This window comes from Pelagicoccus sp. SDUM812003 (assembly GCF_031127815.1).
Taxonomy (GTDB): Bacteria; Verrucomicrobiota; Verrucomicrobiia; order Opitutales; family Opitutaceae; genus Pelagicoccus.
On the sequence record NZ_JARXHY010000003.1, the window covers coordinates 336,772 to 356,379 of the forward strand.

The 19,608-nt window shown below is 59.8% G+C and carries 20 protein-coding genes; 17 read left to right on the forward strand and 3 right to left on the reverse strand.

Features of this window, described 5'->3' with window-relative positions; translation table 11 throughout:
- The first annotated feature begins 13 nt into the window (after positions 1 to 13).
- Positions 14 to 1,495 carry a hypothetical protein gene (locus QEH54_RS05805; RefSeq protein ID WP_309017699.1) on the forward strand — a complete coding sequence of 494 codons (1,482 nt, stop codon included), beginning with the start codon at positions 14 to 16 and terminating at the stop codon, positions 1,493 to 1,495.
- Here QEH54_RS05805 and QEH54_RS05810 read toward each other — a convergent pair.
- The 3 genes from QEH54_RS05810 to QEH54_RS05820 form a co-directional block, all read right to left on the reverse strand.
- Positions 1,492 to 2,106: a class I SAM-dependent methyltransferase gene (locus tag QEH54_RS05810; RefSeq protein WP_309017700.1), complete on the reverse strand. Its 615-nt coding sequence runs from the start codon at positions 2,104 to 2,106 to the stop codon at positions 1,492 to 1,494. The two genes, QEH54_RS05805 and QEH54_RS05810, sit on opposite strands and share 4 nt — an antisense overlap.
- On the reverse strand, positions 2,103 to 2,882 hold the full coding sequence (locus QEH54_RS05815; RefSeq protein ID WP_309017701.1) for a hypothetical protein: 780 nt from the start codon (positions 2,880 to 2,882) through the stop codon (positions 2,103 to 2,105). Before QEH54_RS05815 ends, QEH54_RS05810 begins: the two co-directional genes overlap by 4 nt.
- A gap of 97 nt (positions 2,883 to 2,979) precedes the next feature.
- Positions 2,980 to 3,867 (reverse strand): mechanosensitive ion channel domain-containing protein, encoded by an 888-nt coding sequence (locus QEH54_RS05820; RefSeq protein ID WP_309017702.1) that lies wholly within the window; start codon positions 3,865 to 3,867, stop codon positions 2,980 to 2,982.
- A gap of 182 nt (positions 3,868 to 4,049) precedes the next feature.
- Here QEH54_RS05820 and QEH54_RS05825 point away from each other — a divergent pair, with 182 nt between their 5' ends.
- The 16 genes from QEH54_RS05825 (at position 4,050) to fliN (ending at position 19,391) form a co-directional block, all read left to right on the forward strand.
- Positions 4,050 to 5,282, forward strand: coding sequence for a sulfatase-like hydrolase/transferase (locus QEH54_RS05825; protein WP_309017703.1), 1,233 nt, complete (start codon positions 4,050 to 4,052; stop codon positions 5,280 to 5,282).
- A gap of 207 nt (positions 5,283 to 5,489) precedes the next feature.
- Positions 5,490 to 5,873, forward strand: coding sequence for a flagellar basal body rod protein FlgB (gene flgB / locus QEH54_RS05830; protein WP_309017704.1), 384 nt, complete (start codon positions 5,490 to 5,492; stop codon positions 5,871 to 5,873).
- Positions 5,874 to 5,897: 24 nt separating this feature from the next.
- Positions 5,898 to 6,326, forward strand: coding sequence for a flagellar basal body rod protein FlgC (flgC, locus tag QEH54_RS05835; RefSeq protein WP_309017705.1), 429 nt, complete (start codon positions 5,898 to 5,900; stop codon positions 6,324 to 6,326).
- Between the two features lie 40 nt (positions 6,327 to 6,366).
- Positions 6,367 to 6,711 carry a flagellar hook-basal body complex protein FliE gene (gene fliE / locus QEH54_RS05840; RefSeq protein ID WP_309017706.1) on the forward strand — a complete coding sequence of 115 codons (345 nt, stop codon included), beginning with the start codon at positions 6,367 to 6,369 and terminating at the stop codon, positions 6,709 to 6,711.
- Between the two features lie 32 nt (positions 6,712 to 6,743).
- Complete coding sequence (fliF, locus tag QEH54_RS05845; protein ID WP_309017707.1) at positions 6,744 to 8,318, forward strand: flagellar basal-body MS-ring/collar protein FliF; 1,575 nt, start codon at positions 6,744 to 6,746, stop codon at positions 8,316 to 8,318.
- A 5-nt stretch (positions 8,319 to 8,323) separates the two neighbouring features.
- Complete coding sequence (gene fliG, locus QEH54_RS05850) at positions 8,324 to 9,334, forward strand: flagellar motor switch protein FliG (RefSeq protein ID WP_309017708.1); 1,011 nt, start codon at positions 8,324 to 8,326, stop codon at positions 9,332 to 9,334.
- The gene (locus QEH54_RS05855; protein ID WP_309017709.1) at positions 9,312 to 9,908 is read left to right on the forward strand and encodes a FliH/SctL family protein; all 597 of its coding nucleotides are present in this window, start codon (positions 9,312 to 9,314) and stop codon (positions 9,906 to 9,908) included. Before fliG ends, QEH54_RS05855 begins: the two co-directional genes overlap by 23 nt.
- Positions 9,905 to 11,227, forward strand: coding sequence for a FliI/YscN family ATPase (locus tag QEH54_RS05860; RefSeq protein ID WP_309017710.1), 1,323 nt, complete (start codon positions 9,905 to 9,907; stop codon positions 11,225 to 11,227). Before QEH54_RS05855 ends, QEH54_RS05860 begins: the two co-directional genes overlap by 4 nt.
- Positions 11,224 to 11,661, forward strand: a complete 438-nt coding sequence (locus QEH54_RS05865) for a flagellar FliJ family protein (protein ID WP_309017711.1) — start codon at positions 11,224 to 11,226, stop codon at positions 11,659 to 11,661. Before QEH54_RS05860 ends, QEH54_RS05865 begins: the two co-directional genes overlap by 4 nt.
- 8 nt (positions 11,662 to 11,669) lie before the next feature.
- Positions 11,670 to 12,293 carry a hypothetical protein gene (locus QEH54_RS05870; RefSeq protein WP_309017712.1) on the forward strand — a complete coding sequence of 208 codons (624 nt, stop codon included), beginning with the start codon at positions 11,670 to 11,672 and terminating at the stop codon, positions 12,291 to 12,293.
- On the forward strand, positions 12,293 to 14,794 hold the full coding sequence (locus tag QEH54_RS05875) for a flagellar hook-length control protein FliK (protein ID WP_309017713.1): 2,502 nt from the start codon (positions 12,293 to 12,295) through the stop codon (positions 14,792 to 14,794). The genes QEH54_RS05870 and QEH54_RS05875 overlap by 1 nt, the downstream gene beginning before the upstream one ends.
- Before the next feature lie 365 nt (positions 14,795 to 15,159).
- Entirely contained in the window at positions 15,160 to 15,666 is a 507-nt protein-coding gene (locus tag QEH54_RS05880; protein ID WP_309017714.1) for a flagellar hook capping FlgD N-terminal domain-containing protein, read from the forward strand.
- 58 nt (positions 15,667 to 15,724) lie between these two features.
- A complete protein-coding gene (locus QEH54_RS05885) occupies positions 15,725 to 17,524 on the forward strand; it encodes a flagellar hook-basal body complex protein (RefSeq protein WP_309017715.1) in 1,800 nt (599 codons plus the stop codon).
- 124 nt (positions 17,525 to 17,648) lie between these two features.
- Entirely contained in the window at positions 17,649 to 18,110 is a 462-nt protein-coding gene (locus QEH54_RS05890) for a flagellar basal body-associated FliL family protein (RefSeq protein WP_309017716.1), read from the forward strand.
- A gap of 10 nt (positions 18,111 to 18,120) precedes the next feature.
- On the forward strand, positions 18,121 to 19,140 hold the full coding sequence (locus QEH54_RS05895) for a FliM/FliN family flagellar motor switch protein (protein ID WP_309017717.1): 1,020 nt from the start codon (positions 18,121 to 18,123) through the stop codon (positions 19,138 to 19,140).
- 2 nt (positions 19,141 to 19,142) lie between these two features.
- Positions 19,143 to 19,391 (forward strand): flagellar motor switch protein FliN, encoded by a 249-nt coding sequence (gene fliN, locus QEH54_RS05900; protein ID WP_309017718.1) that lies wholly within the window; start codon positions 19,143 to 19,145, stop codon positions 19,389 to 19,391.
- Positions 19,392 to 19,608 lie beyond the last annotated feature (217 nt).

Here is a 19,608-nt window from a genome sequence, read left to right on the forward strand (position 1 = left end):
TAAATACGATCTCATGAATAAGACGCTACTGCTCATTCTTTGCGACTTTCTTCTACTGACGATTCTCTCCATGTGGAAGATGGAGGAGGAGGCTCCCCCTCCGAATGAAAGCTCGTCCGATAGTCCGGAGGAAGCGAGTGTGGCGGCCATGGCCATGATGGAGCAGGATCTGTTGGATACGCTGCAGTATTCGCTCGAAGAGGAGCAGGCGGAGCAGGCCTCGCTTTCTGAGGACTTGGCGGAAAAGGCGGCCGAGCTCGAACGCCAGCAGCGGGAACTGGCGGAAAGGGAAAGTCGTATCCAGAATCTGGAAAGTACGCTCACCGACGCGGAACGGCGGGAGCAAGAGCTACAGCGACAGCGCGAGCGGCTTGCCGAAGAGAAAAGCAGCTTGGAGCAAACGGTGGCCAGCGTGCAGGAAAACTACCAGCAGGTGTCTCGGCGCTTGGAGCAAACCGAGTCGGAGGCGCTGCAGAGCCAGGCTCAAGCGCGTTTGCTGCAGGAGGAGCTACAGCAGAAACTCAAGGAAATCGAATCCAAGGAGCAGGCCTTGGCCAAGACGGCTCAAGAGCTGAACTCGACCAAGCAGCAGGTGCAGGAGCTGGACATGAAGGTGAAGATGAGCCAGCAGGAGAACGCGTTTCTGCAGGAGTCGGTGACGGAGCTAAAGGGAGCGGTTGTGGAGGAGCGCTCGGAGCGGCAACGTCTCCAGGAGCAGGCAGGCGTGCTAGCTCAGGGCGTCAGCGATCTGGCGGCGAGCTCTCAGGATATCCGACAGGAGATCCGGTCCAGCTTCGAGATCAACGCGAATCAGCTTTTCAGCGATTTCGTGAACAACCAGGTGGTGGCCCAGATCGACGCGGTGAAGTATAGCCGTAACCGATACGTGAATACGAGAGATCGAGTTTCGACGGTGCTCGTTTCCGATGGCGAGCAAGTGTACGCTCTGATGCATGTGGAGAGCGGACCGTTCGATCTCGGTACCAACCCCGCATTTATTCGCTCGATGCAGCTGACGCTGAATCGAAGAGGCTCCAGCGTCACTCCGTCTCACATGAACTTTCTCGCTTTGGATCCACGCGTGGTGGCGATGCCCTTGAGCAAGTCTCAGGTGGAGAGCTTGGGCAGCAAGCCTTACCTCACGGCCCTGAACCCGTTCAAGTTCCCCGAAGCGGTGCTGGTGAACCGACAGGGCGACTACTATGGCGAGGTCGAGTTCAAGCTTGATTCCGACACGCCGGGCTTCGTGAAGATGCAAAACAAGATCTTCAGCTCCTTGTTCGGAGAATTCTCGCCCTCGACCGGTGACATCGTTCTCTCCAAGACCGGCGAGTTGCTCGGCATCATGGTGAACAAGCGCTATTGCGCTCTGGTGAACAACTTCGTGAGCGCCGCGAGGTACGAGGCTCAGGGAGCGGTGGACGAAGACGCTCTACGCAGGGTTCTGCGCATCCTCAACAACACTGTGGACTCCTTTCCTCGGGAGCTTCGTTAGCCTCGCTTTTCCCAGAGCTCGCTGAAGACGAGCCCACCCAAGGCTTCGGTCCGATGCCGTCGGATCGCCCAGGGCGTGAAGTCGACGGCGGGAAGCCAGCTCGTGGTCAGGCCAGCGGTGACGCGGAAGCTGAAATACAGGCATTTCACGAAAAATCGCTGCCAATGTCGGTGGGCTGAGAAGTCGCTATAGGCGAGAAGTCCTCCAGCGCGGGTAGCGGATCGGATCCGAGACAGAAGCGCGTCGCACTGCTCTTGCTCGAAACAGTCGAGAACGAAATGCAGGCCGACGAAGTCGAAACCGTCGGCGGGAAGGGAACTCTTCAGGACGTTTGAAGTTGCAAAGTGGATACGGTCGAGGTGATTTCGACATCGTTTGCGAGCTAGCTCGATCATCTTTTCGCTGGTATCGATGCTGGTGATACGAATGCCAGTATTGGTCTCTAGCAGAGCGTGGGAGAAGCGGCCGTCGCCGTCACCGATCAGGAGAGCCTCCTCGCAGGGACCGATTTCGGGAAGCCAGGCATGCCTCATGCGCTCAAGGGCGTCTCCGAAGTAGAAGTGCTCCAGGCTCTCGTAGGGTCTTGCGATGAGGTCGAAGGACCGTTTCATGGAACGAGTAGAAAAGGCAGTGGCGCAAGCAGGCAGATGTCCGCTAGGGCCCGCGATGCGATCGGGCCAAACGAAGAACGAAAACGATGCACGAAACCTAGCAAAAGCAGGGAGGCCAGCGCGCTGAGACCAAATGACCACTGATCGGGATGGAGGATCAGTCCGAGCGCGGCGCTGAGGGCGGTGATGGGTATGAGAAACCGGTTTGCCGGTTTCGCGTAGGAGTGGCGTTTTTCCCAGCTTCGGATGAGCAAGCAGTTGCACGCGTATAGCAGGGCCGTTGTCGCGAGAACGTGGATACTAAGCGCGTTGAAAGACCAGACATCCTTCACGAAGAGGGCCGCGCTGGCGCTAACCAGAGCGGCGACGAGGAATCCTTTGATGACGCCGTAGGCGGGGAGGGAGCGACCCTTCTGGGCGAAGGTCGTGTAGAGGAGCGCAGCGGCCACAAGGGCAGTTCCTCTGGTCCATTCGGTAGGTTCGAGACGCGCCCAGGCCAAGGCCAGCGAGAGCAGCAGGACGGCGCTCCAGACCGCGACGTAGGGCTTTGCGAAGCGACGCATATAGCGATGCTGGGCGCTGGGGGCCTGCGGATTGAGCAGGGAGTCGAACCATCGGTCGGCCGCGTATCCAAGCCACACCGACGAAAAGACTAACGCCCGGTGATGCCAGTGGATGACCCCGCCGAGGGTCTGAGCCAGCATGGCTTGCCAGACCACGGCCACCAATGGGGCGTCGAGGGAGAGGAGCGTGAGCCATTTCAGCGAAGCGAGCATGCGAGGCTACGACCATGGCCGCGGACGGGATTCGGGCAAAGAAAAAGCGCCCGTTGCCGGGCGCTTGAAGAAAGGGGGGGAGGCGGGCCGAGCCGACCTACGCTTCCTTGAAGAGATGTACGTCGCGTTGAGGGAAGGGGATGGTGATGTCTTCCTCGTCGAAGCGCAGTTTGATCTGTTCGTTGAACTTGAAGTAGAGGGGCCAGTAGTCCTCCACCTTGACCCACGGGCGAAAGGCGAAGTTGACGCTGCTGTCGGCCATTTCCAGCACGCCCACGAAAGGAGCGGGTTCGGCCAGCACTTTCGGTTCTTTGGAGATGATGTCTTCCAGCACCTGTTTCACCTTGCGAATGTCATCCCCATAGCTCACGCCGGGAACGAGATCGAGACGGCGAATGCCTTTTTTAGTATAGTTTTCGATCACTCCGCTAGTCGCCACCGAGTTTGGGATGATTTGCGTGCGGTGGTCGAGCGTCACCACGGTGGTGGTGAAAATGCCGATGTCCTCCACTACGCCCTCGGCTCCGCCGGCGACCACATAGTCGCCCACGCGAAACGGTTTGAAGAGGATGATCAGCACGCCGGCGGCGAAGTTGGACAGGGATCCTTGCAGCGCCAGGCCGACGGCCAGTCCCGCGGCGCCGATCACCGCCACCAGGGAGGTGGTTTGAATGCCGATGCGGCTGAGGGCGGCGATGATGACGAAGGTGATGAGCAAGGCGTGCACTAGACCGGTGGCGAAACCGATTAGCGACGCGTCGATCTTTCGTCCTTCCATCAGCTTGCGGAGACCGCCGGTGACGAGACCCGCCACGAAGCGCCCCACGATGAAGATGACGATCGCTGCAATGATGTTGAGTCCGTAGAGGGAGACGAGCTCCGCGGCTTTGTGGCCGATTTGTTCAAGGTCGATCCCGAGGAAGGTGGATACGACGTCTTCGCTTTCCGCAGCGCTGCTGGCTGCGGCGTCAGTTGATTCTGCCATGTTGGTCCTAGTAGAAGGTTGGAGGAGATTGGAGGAGTTCCCTTGGGAGGGAATGTCCCTAGAATCTGCTCTGCTTTTATGCTCGGCAATTCCAATTTTCTCTCGGTGGATCTTTGTAACGGAAAGCGCTGCGGGATTGGGCTGGATTTTTCGATCGCAACCGCAAGCGTAACCCCATCTCTATGGCCGCACAGACGAAATCGACCCAGCCGGACGTGCTAGTGGTGATGGCCACCCAATGGCGCGGCAGCGCCCTCGGCGTGGCAGGGGATCCGAATGCCCGCACGCCGCACCTTGACGCCTTGGCCAGGCAGAGCGTCTACCTCCGACAAGCGGTGACGCCGCATCCGTTCGGCGTTTTCGCTCGCGCCGCTTTCCTGACTGGAAAATCCTGCCCAGCCAACGGGGTGCGCGACTACTTCGATCCCCTGCCTAGCCGGAGCGAGACGCTGGCTCGCGCCTTCGCCCGGTCGGGCTACCAGAGCGCGTTTTTCGGCAAGTGGCAGCTCTATCGGCGCGATCCTGCGGCGCCCGTGGTGGGAGAGGCTCACGCCCGCATCGTGGTGCCGGAGGACTGCCGCGGAGGCTTTGACTATTGGGAAGGCTTCGAATCGGGTTTCCTGCTAAACGACCCTCTGCTTCACGGCACGGATCTCCCCGAACCGACGCGGTTTTCCGGCTACCAAAGCGACGTGCTGGTCGAGCGCATGGTTGAGTTTCTTGGCCGCCGAGACGAGGCGAAACCCTTGTTCGCCTGGCTCAGCCTCGACGCCCCGCACCCTCCTTACGCGTCGCCAGCGTCTGGGATCGATCGCTACCCCGAAGAGGGCTTGCGCCTTTTAGGCGAAACGACGCTCGACCCGGAGCAGCGAAGGATCGCATTGCGAGAGCTTTCCGGATACTACGCTCACGTCGAAGCAACCGATAGGTCGATCGCCCGATTGATCGCGACGCTCAAGGAAAGAGGCCAGTGGGAGAACACTGTGTTTGTCTTCACCTCGGCCCACGGAGACATGCATGGCTCCCACGGGCATTTTCGGAAGGGGTGGCCGCATGAGCAGTCGGTGCGAGTGCCGTTGATGGTTTCCTGGCCGCAGGCCTTGCCGGCTCGCTGCGACGACCGGACCTTGATCAGCCTCTTGGATCTGGGGCCGACCTTGTTGGGGCTGTCTGGGGCGGACTCGAGCTGGAAAGCCGAGGGGCTCGACCTGTCGGATTGCCTCAAGGGCGGCGCCGCCGGACCGATCCAGCAGGAGCTCTCCATGCCTAGCGTGCCGCCATTCGAAAAGCAATGCCCGTATCCCTGGCGAGCCCATCGCAACGAGGAGCGAACGACGGTGTTTCCCGAAGGGGCGAAGAGCTTCGTCATCCATCACCTCGACGAAGACCGCTGGGAGAACGCCGAGCTGCGGTGAGATCCGTGCCTCCTGCCGCGGCGTGGAAACCATGATCTCCCGTCCGGTTGGAGCCTCGAGAAGCAGGGCAGCCAAGCTCTAGGCAAAATGTTCCTCGGCTGTCCGTCAGTGAACCTTAGAAGAAAATAGAAATTTTTAAGAGTCTAATGGTCAGTCTCTTATGATGGTTTGGTAGCTCGTGGGCATGGCCTTTGCTCTGTGCCACGCATGATTGATGAACTCATGCAACGCGAGAACTACGTGCTAGCGAAGAAGCTGCTGGACGTTTCGCATGCGAAGCATCAGGCCCTGGCCGGCAATTTGGCCAACGTGGAGACGCCTGGCTACAAGCGGCAGGACATCTCCACCAGTTTCGAGTCGCAGCTTCGCCGTGTGGCGGCGACCAACGACGTGGAGCAGATCCGCCAGCTCGATGCGAAGATCGTCACCGATCTCAATTCCCCGAGCGTGCGTGCGGACGGCAACAACGTGCAGCTCGATCAGGAACTGCTCAAGATGAAGGAGAACGCGGTGCACTACGAATTTCTCGCGGAATACACCTCAGGTTCTCTGAGGCGCCTGCAAACCGCCATTTCCGGCCGCATATCGTAACCCTAGAAGAGGAGATACCGAGCGATGAACATAATGCCAGGACTTGAATCCACTTCCTCTGCTCTGCAGGCGGAGAAGTTGCGCATGGACATCATTGGGCAGAACATCGCCAATGCCCACACCACCTCCGGACCGGACGGCAAGCCCTACGCCCGTCAGATGGTTCAGTTCGAGTCGGAGCTGCTCAAGGTTGGGGAACGTCAGGACGGCACGCCGGCCATGCTCCAAGGGGTGAAGGTCAAGGATATCGTCTCCGACAAGACACCCGGGCAGCTGATCTACAACCCGGGCCATCCGGACGCCGATGAAAAGGGCATGGTCCGCCTCCCCAACGTCAATCTCACCCACGAGATGGTGGACCTCATCACCGCCTCCCGCTCCTACGAAGCCAATCTGCAGGTCGTTCGCACCTCCAAGCAAATGGCTCAGCAAGCCCTCAAGATCGGCAAGTAATCCTTTCTCTCATTTCCTACACCACTAGCGCCAGACTCCCATGATTGACTCAGTTTCCCACTTAGCAGCTCAGCAAGTTTTCAAGCAAAACGCCATCGAGCACGCCAAGCTAAAGAGCGTGGAATTCCCGCAAGGAGCGCCAGGGATCCAGCAGCCCAGCGAAACGAAGTCCTTCGACAATGTAGTGGGAAAATTTATACAGGAGGTCGACCAGAAGCACAAGGCCTCCGCCGCAGAGGCAAATCGAGTGCTGCTCGGCGAGACGGACAACATCCACCAGTCCATGATCGCCGCCCAGGAAGCGGGGCTTGCCTTCAATCTCATGGTGGAAGTCCGAAACAAGCTGATGAACTCCTACCAGGAGCTCATGAAGATGCCAGTGTAAGCTCCTAGCGAATACAACCCCCAATAACCTCCATGCTTACACAATTTAAGGAAATCTGGTCTTCCCTCGGCGCCAACCAGCGCATCTCTCTCATCTTGGCTGGCGGCCTCGTGGTACTCGCCATGATCGGCATGATGATCTGGGCGGCTCAGCCTGACATGCAGCTGCTCTACGGAAAGCTTTCCCCGGAGGAAGCGGGCAAGATCATCGCCAAGCTCGAGCAGAAGAGCATCCCTTTCGAAACGGGTAGCGGGGGAAACTCCATCTATGTGGAGTCGTCCCAGGTGCATCGCCTGCGCATGGAGCTGGCTACCGAAGGCATCCCGGCGGGGGGCAGCGGCCCTGGCTTCGAGCTCTTCGACGAAGGCAGCTTCGGCATCAGCGACTTCGTGCAGCGCACCAATTTTCTCCGCGCCGTGCAAGGCGAGCTCGCCCGCACCATCTCCCAGTTTGACGGAGTGGAGTCCGCTCGCGTGATGGTGGTGATGCCGGAAAACCGCCTCCTTTCCTCCCGCGAAGGGCGCGACCGCCCGACCGCATCCGTGTTTGTCAACGCTTCCGGGTCGCTGAGCTCCAGCGCCGTCAACTCCATCCGCCATCTGGTGGCCAACGCCATCCAGCGCCTCGATGTCAACGACGTGGTCGTGGTCGATAGCATGGGAACTGTATTGAGCGAATCACTACGCAGCGACGGCATCGGAAGCGGCATCAGCAACGACGTCATTCGCTACCGCAAGTCGCTCGAGTCCTATTTCACCGGCAAAGTGCAGACCATGCTCGATCGCGTGCTCGGTCCAAACCAGTCCGAAGTGCGCGTGGCGGTGGATGTCGAGACCGCTTCGGTGCAGACCACGGAAAAGATCTTCGATCCGGAGAGCCAGGTCGCTCGCAGCTTCACCACCGGCGAGGACAAGCAGATCGAGCGTGAGACCAGCGGAGAGCAGGGCGGCGCGGCAGGCGTCACCGCCAATACGCCGGCAAACGCCACCGCCCCGAACGTTTCCAATCTAAAGGAGCGCGAGGACAGCAAGAAGACGCGAACCGAAAGCTACGAGATCAACGAGCGCGTGGTCAGCAGCGTGCAAAACCCAGGCTCCATCAAGCGACTGACCGCTTCCCTTCTGGTGGCCCGTCGCATGGAGGTCAGCGGAAACGAAAGCCGCCCCGTCGAGCGCACCCCGCAAGAGCTCGAGGAGCTTCGAGACATCGTGGTGAACGCTCTCGGCATCCAGCTCGCCCCTGGCCAGAGCTCGGCAGACTTCGTCACCGTCAAGGAAATGACCTTCGCCGCGGATCCCTTCATGATCAAGGAGGAGGTTCTGGAGCAGGATGCCAACATCCAGCGTTGGATCGAGATCGGCCGCAGCGGCGTCGGCGCCATTCTCGGCATCGGGGTGATCCTCTTCTTCCTGCAGATGCTCAAGCGCCACAAGCCGGAAAAAATTTCCATCGAAGTCATGCAGCCGGAGCAAATGCTGCAAAGCCGCAAGATGGAGGACACCAGCGTGGTTACTCCGGAGATGCTCAACGAGCTCATCCGCCAGAAGCCGGCCAACATCGGTGTCTCCCTCCGCGAATGGATCGATCAGGAGGTCGCTAAAAAGTAGTCGCCATGCCAGCTCTTGAATACAAAGGAATGAATCGTATCCAGCGTTTGGCGACGTTTCTCGTCGTCATCGGACCGGAAGCGGCCGCTCATATTCTCAAGGAGTTCGACGACGAATCCATCGAGCTGATCTGTAAGGAGATGACCTCCATCAGCGCCATCGAGGAATCGACGCAAAAGGCCGCGGTGGAGGAGTTTTCCAGCTTCATCCTTTCCAGCTACGGATCGCTTTTGGGCGGACCGCTCTACACCCGCCGAGCGCTGGAAATCGCCAAGGGCGACTTCAAGGCGACCAGCATTTTGGAACGTATCGCTCCGACCAGCAACTCGGCGGAGGTGATCAAGGAAATCGAACAGATGGAGCCGCGTCAGATCTTCAACATGATCAAGACCGAGCAGGCTCAGACCATCGCCTTCGTGCTGTCCTACCTGGAACGCGACAAGGCGGGCCCGATCATTGGCATGTTCAACCAGGAGGTGCGCGAGGAGGTTATCGAGCGCTTGGGCATCATGGAGCCGACCTCGCTGGAGCTGATCAACAAGGTGGCGAACACGCTGAGCAAGAATTTGGATACCAAGCAGAAGACCACCCTCAACAAGAGCGGCGGCATTCGCATGGTGGCCGACTTGCTCAACACCTTGGAGAAGGAGGACAGCAAGCACATCCTGGCCAACATCGAGGAAAGAAATCCAAGCCTCGGAGCGGAGATTCGCAAGAAGATGTTCAGCTTCGAAGACCTGGTCCGCCTGGAGCTGCCAGACCTGCAGCGCATCATGCGCGAAGTGGATTCGGGAGATCTGATCATCGCCCTCAAGTCCGCCACCGAAGCCCTCAAGGAGGCAGTCATGGGCGCGGTTTCCAAGCGGGCCGCGGAAACCTTGGCGGAAGAACTCGAAATGATGGGCCCGGTCAAGCTGACCGAAGTCGAAGCAGCTCAGGAACGCGTGATCCAAGTGGTGCGCCGCCTGGAAGAACAGGAGGAGATCAGCCTAGATGGTGGCGGAGCAACAGTCTAAGATGCATCGATTGGTGCTCGATCAGCCGCTCGTCTCCTTGTCCATCAGCTATGATGGTCAGGAGAAAGTCGCGACCGCCCGTCACAAGGCGGAAGTCGACGCGTCCTACAAGTCTGGATACGAAGACGCGAGCTCGCAGTACAATCAGCAGATCCTCGACTTCCGTTCCGAGATCAACGCCCTGCGCGAAGGAACGTTTTCGCAGCTCGAACAGAAGTTTCAAACCATCGTCTCCGAAGCTCGCGAAGCTCTCATGACGCTGACCTACGAGTGCGTGAAGCAGACGCTCGGCGGCTTCGAGATGGTGCCGGAGGCAGTGGAGAAGATCGTTGAATCCGTAGTGGAGGAATCCGGTCTAAACGAAGAGCAGATGATCGTGCGTCTCCATTCCTCGGATATCGCTTTGCTGGAGGACCTCGAGAAGGACCTAAAAGCTCGGCACCCAGGTCTCGAGTTTGTAGCAGACGACACGCTTTCTCGCGGGGATTGCATGCTCAGCAGCCGGTTCGGAAAGATTGACGGGCTGATGTCCACCAAGCTCGAAAAGCTGCAAGGAGGGCTGACCCCATCATGAACCGCATGCTGCCAACCTGGGCCTCCGACATCGGAATGCGGGTCGGAGCCGTGGAAAGCCTCAACCATCTAGGCAAGGTCGCTCAGGTGACGGGCTTGATCATCGAGTCCGAAGGTCCGCAAGCGAGCTTGGGCGACATCTGCGAAATTTCCTCTCCAGGGGCCGCGCTGAGCGTGATGGCGGAGGTGGTCGGGTTCCGCGAGCACCGCATCCTGCTCATGCCGCTTGACGATATGGCGGGCGTGCATCCGGGATGTCATGTGAAATTGAGTACAGGGCTGAACAAGGTGCCGATGGGCAACGAGGTGCTGGGCCGCGTGCTGGATGGCATGGGCCGCCCTATCGATGGCCTCAACTCCATCCACTACCGCCAGACCAGTAGCATGAAGGGAAACGTGCCCAATCCTCTGCTACGCAAACGCATCACCGAACCGTTCAACACCGGCGTCAAATCCATCGACCTCTTCTCGCCAGTGGGCGAGGGACAGCGCATGGGCATTTTCGCCGGTTCGGGTGTGGGCAAGTCCACCTTGCTCGGCATGTTGGCCCGAGGATCCAATGCCGATGTCAACGTCATCGCCCTGGTGGGCGAGCGTGGTCGAGAGCTGCGCGAGTTCATCGAAAAGGATCTCGGACCGGAAGGCATGGCCCGCACCGTGGTGGTGGTGGCGACTTCGGATCAATCGGCGCCCTTGCGTCTGCGAGCCGCTAATCTGGCCACCAGCATCGCTGAAAACTTTCGCGACGCGGGCAAGCGGGTGCTGCTGCTCATGGATTCGGTGACTCGTTTCGCCATGGCCCAACGCGAGGTCGGCCTCGCGGTCGGGGAGCCGCCTGCCAGCCGAGGGTACACGCCATCGGTTTTCTCGACGCTGCCACGTCTGCTGGAACGCTCCGGCAACTCCGAGCACGGCTCCATCACCGCTTTCTACACCGTGCTGGTGGAGGGGGACGACTTGAACGAACCGATTTCCGATACCGTTCGCGGTATCCTCGACGGACACATCGTGCTGTCGCGGCAGCTGGCTACCGCCAACCATTTCCCGGCGGTTGACGTCCTAGAGAGTATCAGTCGTTTGAGGACGGATATCTCGTCGGAGCGGGAGCTCGAAATCGCCGCGGTCGCTCGCGACTTTCTCGCTCTGTATCGAAAGAATGAGGACATCGTGAATCTCGGAGCCTACGCCCCGGGCACCAATCCTCGCATCGATGCGGCCATCCGCGTGAACGAGCGCGTCATGTCCTATCTGAAACAGGGCCACCTAGAGATGGTCGCCCGCGATGAAAGCTACCAAACCCTGGCCAAACTGCTGAAATGAAGAAGTTTCGATTCAATCTGGAATCCCTCCTTCAGATCCGTGAATGGGAGGAGCGAAAGGCCCAGCAAGCGTTCGCTGAGGCCATCGCTCGCGTCACCGAGGCTCAACGAGCCATCGAGTCCGCTCAGGGAGAAAAGGAAAACGCCTACCTTGCCTGGCAAACCGTAGGCGATCGCCGTTTCTCGCCGGCGGAACGCATCGCTTTGCAAGCCCAGGTCGCGGAGGTCGAAGGGCGCATCGCCCAGGCCGAGCAGCGCCTGGCCGAGCTGGAGGAAGCCCGCAGGGAGACGATGGAGGCTCTGAAGGTGGCCTCGCGCAACAAGCGGGTTGTGGAGAATCTGAAGGAAAAGCGGTTGCAGGAGTATCGAGCCGAATCGCTGAAACAAGAATCGATGGAGATTGAAGACATCTTCAATGGGCGGAGGAGCGCCTAGTAGTTATCATGCAAATACTATCGAAACCATGGTTCATCGCGCTTTTAGGCCTGATCCTAGCGATCGGGACCCAACTGATTGCCCTCAAGCTTTCCTGGCAGGAGCTCTTCCCGGAGAAAAAGCACAAGGCGGTGGTGGTGACGCGTGAGGAGCCGAAAGCCTACGAGTGGGGCTTTTCGTCAGACTACATCATGCAGCTCAAAAACGAGCTGGAGAACCGTTTGCTGGCCTTGGATGCCCGCGAGCAGGATCTGGTCGCCTACGAAGGACGCTTGGCCGCCGACCGGGCGGAGATCGAAGACATCAAGAAGCAGGTCGAGCTGATGCGCGACGAATTGATGGACGGGGTGGTGAAGCTCGAGGCGGACGAGCAGGACAACCTCAAGCGTCTGGCCAAAACCTACTCCACCCTGACTCCCGACGCCGCGGTTAACATCTTTCGCGAACTCGACGACTCCACCGTGGTGAAGATCCTTTTCTTTATGAAAACCGACACCGTGGGCGCCATTCTGCAGGAGATGGCCACCGCGAACGGTGCCACCGCCGACCAGCTGCGTCGGGCGGCCAAAATTTCGGACATGCTGCGGCTGTTTACCGATAATACCAAAAACAATCTTCAACAAAACATATAATGCCAATAGAGCCATCCAGCGTATCGAAACCGGTGATACGCGAAGTTGAACAGACAGCCGGAAGCGCAGCTTACCGGAATTCGATGCAAGGAAGCTCTACCGGAGGCAAGGATCGCCACCTTAGCAGCATCTGGGAAAAAGCCATCTCCGGCGCCCAGAAGCTTTTCGGATTGGATTCGTCCAAGCCGCAGGAAACGGACGAACACGCGGATCGCGAAGACCAAAGCGAAACAACCACGCGAAGCGCCCGTCAGGAATCTCTGAATACGACGCCTGGCTTTGCGAACCACTCCTTTGGCCGATTTGGACGAAACTCGTTTTCAAGCAGCGCGTTTAGCTCTGTATCCGCAAACCAATCGCGCTACAGCGCGGAAGACGGCGCGGGCGACGATCTGTCCTTGCCCTCGTTCGAGGCCAGCGAGCAGCGCCCTCGCGAAGGCGAACGAAGCGATTTCGCGGCAGCCAAGGAGTCGCCCCAGCCCAAGGAGAAAGCGAATGCCGATACCGAGCTGGAAGACGAGGCGGACGAAGAAAGCAAGGCTGCCAAGAGCAAGCCGGTGGCTGCTCCTTTGCCGGCGATGAGCGCCAGCCGAACCCATCTTGCCCAGGCCACTCAGGCCGCCGCATCCTCCACCGTTCAGCAATCCAGTTCGGAGACGCCGGTTCCGGCCGCCGCCGATGCGAGCGCGGCTTCTGACGCGACAAAGGCGAACGTGGCCAACGCCCCAGCGGCTACCCCAAATCAATCTCCGAGCGCGACTCCGGCAGTCGCGACCGCCCAGCCGACCGCTTCCAACGCTGGTCCCGCGTCGGCCCAAGCCGCCGCCCAAGCCTCAGAGGCAAGCGCCAACGTCGTCCCGACGCCGGCCGCTTCCGCTCAGGCCCTCGCCGATGGCAGCTCCACCGCGAAAGTCGCTCGCGAGTCGACCCCCAGCCGTTCGACGTTGGACAAGCCTTTGGTGGACGCCAAGCCCATCGCCCCGGCGCCAACGGAGTCCAAGCCTGCTGCTCAAGCGTCCGTTCCTTCTGCCGCTGCTGATGCGGCTCTGAAGACCGACGCTACCGCGAAACCGGCTCCTGTTTCGGGCCAGACCGTGGATGCGGGCGCGAAGGCTGCGGATGCGAAATCGGCTAGTCTCTTGGCCGCTGATTCGCTGAGCATCGACGCCGACAAGGCGAAGGGAGCGATCTCCGCCGCCATGGAACGCGGCGCCGCCAGCACGAGACCGCAGGCTGCTCCGGCGAGCGAAACCCCATTGCAGACCGCCCAGTTCGGCCAGCCAGCGAACGCTGACGCCAAGGCCCCTGCCTCCGCATCGGCGCCTCGCGTAGGCGCCCCGACTGGTGAGGCCGCGCGTGCCGTGGAAACGAATACGACCGCAGAGACGGCCAAGGATTCCGCGACCGCCGCAGCGGACGCTTCGCGCAAGGAAGCATCGGCCCACGGAGCATCCCGGGCCGCTGCCGCTCGCGCTCATGTTTCTGAAAACGGCTTGGCGAATCGCTCTCAGACCGCTGCGGAAAACGCTGCAGCGGGAGAGGCGGCGAATGCTGCCGCTAACGCCAAAGCTCAGAGTTCTGCCGCCACCGGTTTGCGTGACGCTATTGCAGGCGCCGCCAATCGCCCTGTGGCAAACGGAAACGCCGCTCGTTCCGCCACTCCCAACGGAGCTGCGAACGCCGGCCAAGTGAATGGCGTTTCAAATGCCCAAGGGGCGACTGCCCAAGCGGCTCCGGGCGCCATGAACGTCACCCCAGGGCAGCAAGGTCAAGGACAGTCGGGCCAGCAGGGTGGATCTGACACCGCCGCCAAGCAGGAGCTCGGCGCCGCCATGAAACAGGCCGCCTCGGCCAAGGGGGGCGAAAAGCTCTCCGGCGACGATTCGCAAGCCTTTGAATTGAAGTCGAATGCGGCCGATGGCAGCAGACGAGCGGAAGCCGCGGCCAAAACCAAGCAGACGTCGTACGTCAGCAAGACCGCCGAGGAGATGAAGGAGGTGATCAGCGCCATGACCAAGAGCATCGATCGCCTGACCAGCAACAAGGCGGGCGTGATGAATCTGCGCATCAACTTCGACCAGGGCGGCAGCATGACGCTGAAGATTTCCATGGAGGGCGGTCAGGTGACCACCAACATGCAAACCGACGTGCAAGGACTGGAATCCGCGATCAAAGCCCATTGGCCTGAGCTCGCCAACGACTGGAGCCAGAAGGGCGTTCGCCTGAACATGCCTCACTTCCAGCAGGCCCCCGGCCAACAGCAGAACGGTCCCGGCGGCAGTTTCGAATCCTGGAACGACGCCAATCAGCAGCAGGATCGCCAGTACGCGTCCTTCAATTCCAACGAACGAGGAGCAAACGGCCAGTCCGGCTCCGGAAATCGATCCGCCACAGGTCGCGCCAACCCGTCCGCTGGAGCGGAAACGGAGATCGCTTCCCAGCCCGCACAGTCCGATGCGGACGAGGCGAGCGGCGAACGCGAACTGAAGACCTACGCATAGAAACCAGCTTTCAAACGACGCTTTTCGAACACGCGTACACTGTTCGAGACAAGAAGCGAGTCCCGGTTAGGGGCTCGCTTTTTTGCGTTCTGACGCCGCCCGGTCCCTAGCTCGATCGACTGCGTGAAGACGCATGGCGGAGCGCGCTCGCCTTGCAGCGGCGCAAAGCTTTCCCGGCGCCGGGGGCAAATATTGCCGTGCCCGATTAGCAGGGTAGGCGAGGAATAAAAAACGGTTTTTATAGCGTTCAAGAACAACGACTTAAGCTGCGGTGTGGTTGGATTGGCATCGCCGTTGCTTAGATGGGTCCTGTCTCGAAACAAGTACGCGTAACTCAGACAACCCAAACCGATCCAATCCCATAAATGGCCATCGAAGCGACAAGCACCGGAGCTCAAGGACTCGAGAACGTTATCACGTCGAGAGACCCGCGGTCGACCGAACAAAGAGTCGAGCAAAAGCAGCTCGGACAGGAGGACTTCTTCAAGCTCCTCACCACCCAGCTCTCCTCTCAGGACCCTCTCAAGCCGATGGAGGACACCGCTTTCATCGCCCAGATGGCGAACTTCAGCCAACTGGAAATGACTTCCCAGCTCACCTCGAGTTTCGAGAAGTTCACCAGCATCCAGCAGTTCGCCGCCGCCCAGAACTACATCGGCAAGACGGTGAGCCTTTCCACCGGCGAGGTCGGGCAGGTGACGGCGGTCGAGAATAAGGACGACCAGACGCTGCTCTTCTTTGACGGCAAGAACACCGATGGCCGCGATGTGAATACGGTCTACAAGGTCGAGGCTGGCAACGCCTCCAGCGACGGCGGATCCAACGCCGGCGGCGACGACGGCGCTTCGGACGATACCACCGCCGACGGCTAACCCAATTTCCTCCCACCCATTTCCAACTAAAAACCAATTTAAGAGAGACTAAACTATCATGGCATTCGGAGCACTCAGCAGCGGAATCAGCGCCCTCACCAGCTTTTCTAAGGGCATGGAGGTGATCGGAAACAACATCGCGAACGTGAACACGGTTTCCTTCAAATCCTCCCGTATCAAATACTCGGAAACCTTCAACCAGGTGCTGCAGCAGTCCGCGCCATCGCCAAACGGCACCGAGGGTTCCAACGTCCAGGCCTCCCAAGTCGGTCTCGGTGTGCAGGTTGAGGGTATCGTGGGCCAGTTCCACCAGGGCGGCCTCTCCGCGACCAACCAGCTCACCGACCTCGCCATCTCCGGCGAAGGCTTCTTCCTCGTCAACGATCCGCGAAACAACGATGCCGAGTACGCCACCCGCGGCGGCGACTTCCGTATCGACGACAACGGCTACCTCGTCACTTCCAGCGGCATGCGCGTCCAGGGCATGACTGGCGGATCCATCGGCTTCGAGGTGGACGTCAACGCGGACGGCGAATGGTCCTTCGTGCCGAATCTCGACTCTCAAACCGGCACCATCGATCCCTTCGAGATCGGCGACATTCGCCTCGACTACAACAAGGACGACGCCGGCGTGGTTGGTTCCCAGCACTTGGAAGGAAACATGCCTCGCGAAGCGGTCATGTTCACCAACGAACTCATTTCCCACAACGCTAACGAAGTGGCCACCTGGGGCTCCATCGGCGTTGACGACGCCACGGGCGACATGAAATTCATCTACGGCGCCGACGAGCTCTCGGCCCATCGCGTGGGCGCTTTCGTCATGAGCGAAGACGGCGGAAACATCGAAGGCGTCACCGGCTGGCACGCCTTCATGGAAAGCGCCGTGGCGGACCTGACCGCCTTGCGCAACAAGAGCGTGGAAGGCGTCAACGGCGGAGGCGTGGTCACCGACGCCGAGATCAAGCAGGCCGTGAGCAGCGACTTCTTCTACCGCATGTTCAGTGGTCAGATCGAAACCCAGAACACCGCCAACGCGGCCAACGCAGACAACGTGATCGCGGCCTACAACGCGGCCAACGGTACCACGCATACCGCCGCCGACATGCTGGCCGACGCCAGCTTGGAAACGGCCGCCCTGGCAGCTTACAACCCCTCCGAGGCCAATCTCGCCGCGGCCTACAACACCGCGAACGGCACCAGCATCACCGCCGCGGACTTCGCCACCGATCCCTCTCTTCGAGCCGGGGCCATCACCGCCTGGAACGCGGCCAATCCCGGTTCTCCCTACCTGTCGCAGATGAACGTGCGACCCATCGAGATCGACGGAAATGCCGTGCAGCACCTCTTTGTGGACAATGGCGACTTGAGCTGGGACTCGACCATCGATTTCCAAGGCACCGTCAACAACGTCGTCTCCACCTACCCGAATAGTCTGAGCGAGGCCGAGGCCCTCATCGCCCAGGTCCGGGCCGACAAGACGCCTGACCTGAGCCGCTTCGCCATCGACTCCGAAGGCAGCATCAAGTACTTCCTTTCCAACGGTGACAGCTTCGAGCGCGGACGCGTCATGCTGGTCGACTTCAACGACAAGACCGCCCTCATCCGCGAAGGCCAGAACCTCTACAGCAGCTTCGGAGCGGCCGGTCTGAAGGCGGCGGCCGACAACAACGACGGCTTGCACGTGGCGGGCCGCAACGGTCTCGGCCTCATCAAGCAGGGCGCCCTCGAGCTCTCCAACGTGGATCTCACCAACGAGTTCGCCAACATGATCACCACCCAGCGTGGCTTCCAGGCTGGCTCGCGCATCATCACCGTTTCGGACGACATCCTGCAGGAAGTCGTGAACCTGAAGCGATAGGCTTTCCCAACCAACTAACCTAGTAGTAAGTAGTAACTAACCCGCAACGACTGAGAATATGGCAGAAGAAACAGAAGCTTCAGAAGCCCCAAAACAGTCCGCGAAGGGTGGAGGAGGTAGCGGGATGCTTCCCGCCCTCCTCGTTATCGTGCTCATGCCGATAATCTCCTTTGCGATGTTTAAGTTTATGATCATCCCCATGATCAAGGCTGAGCTGCCTGAACCGGGCATGGAGCCGGAGTTGACGGCGGAGGATTTGGATATCTCCTACGACACCTCGGGCGAGGAGTACAAAGTGACCTTCGAGCCGGTGGTGACCAACGTGAAAGGCACCAGCCAGACCCGCTTCGTGCAGGTGATCTTTTCGGTCTACAGCGCCAATCCGCACCTTCAGGAAGAGGTCGACAAGAAAACCGACCGCATGAAGGACGTGGCGATCAGCGTCTTGGGCAACCTCACGCTGGCCGACTTGGAGCGACGCGAGATGAAGAACATCGTGCGCAACCAGCTCAAGCAAGGGTTCAACCACGTGCTGGGCGAGCCGCTTGTCGAGGACATCTCCTTTTCCCAATTCGTAGTTCAATAGGATTCCTGTCATGAGTGGCGAAACGGACGAGAACGGGGAACTTCTAAACCAAACCGACATCGACGCTCTCATCGCGGAGGCGATGGAGGAGCCCGAGGAGATCATCTACGATCCCGAAGGCAACAAGGTGAAGGCTCCCAAGGGCACGCGCATCGAGCCCTACGACTTCCGCAACCCCATCTTCCTCACCGAAGTGGAGCTGCGCCGCGTCCGTATCCGCCACGAGGAGTTCATCCGCTACCTGGCGGCCCGACTTTCCATCTTCCTGCGCCTGGAATACTCGCTGAAGATGTCGCGCCTCTCCACGCTGACCTACAGCAAGTTTACCGAAACCATCCCCAATCCCGCCCACGTGGTGCTCTTCAAGATCGAGCAGCTCTTCGGGGTGGGCGTCATCGACATCAACCCCCGCCTGGCCCTCACCATGGTGGACCGCATGCTAGGCGGCAAGGGCCACTCCGTGCAGGGCGAGCGCTACCTCACCGAGATCGAGACCAACCTGGTCGACGACGTGGTGGGCATCGTGCTGGAGGAATGGTGCCGCCAGTGGAAGACCGAGCAGGAGCTCGACACCTCCATCATCGGCCATGAGAGCAACGGCCGCTTCCTGGAAACCTCGCCCGCGGACGCCATCATGCTGGTGCTGTCCATGGAAGCTGGAGTGGGGGACTGCTCCGAAACCATCCAGATCGGCCTGCCCTACTACACGCTCGAGCCCATCATCAAGAAGATGCACGAGGCCAAAGAGCGCGATCTGGGGCTCGACAACTCCGGAGCCGAAAGCTCCTGGCAATCCAGTTTCAACGACATCAGCATCCCGGTGCAGGCTGAGTGGGACGGCGACAGCCTCACCACCAAGGAAGTGCTCAATCTTCGCCCCGGGGATGTCATCCGTTTTCCCAAGACAGTTTTGAAAAACACCCGCGTTCGCTTGGCCAACACCGTCCGATTCACCGGAGAGATCGGCCTGGAGAACAATCGGGTAGCCGTGAAAATTAACAAGAAGGTGGAGGAAGAATCCGAAGAATGAACATGTTGGAAGAGACAAAGGACCTTGGGCTCCTGATGGACGTGCGCGTCAAGCTGACGGTGCGTCTGGGTTCCTGCAGAATGCCCATGAAGGAAGTTATGGAGCTGACCCCCGGCTCCGTCATCCAGCTCAACCAGGAAGCCAAAGATCCTGTCGGGCTGTACGTGAACGAGAAGCTCATCGCCTACGGCGAAGTAGTGGTGGTCGAGGACAACTTCGGCATCAAGATCACCGAAATGGCCAGCGGCTAGCCGCTTGCCGAGCTCTCAGAGGAATTTGGAGAGCAACTGACTTTAGAGAAAAGGCCGCCCTGCGTTTGGGGCGGCCTTTTTTCATGCTCCCGGACCCCGAGGGCCGGATCTCCTCGATGTCCGCCCCGACCTACCCCGTAGGGAAAATTAGGAATTTGAGGACTAGACCCCAGTGGGAAACTTCTGCCTAGTCGGCAGGCGGAGGGGGAACTTAAAT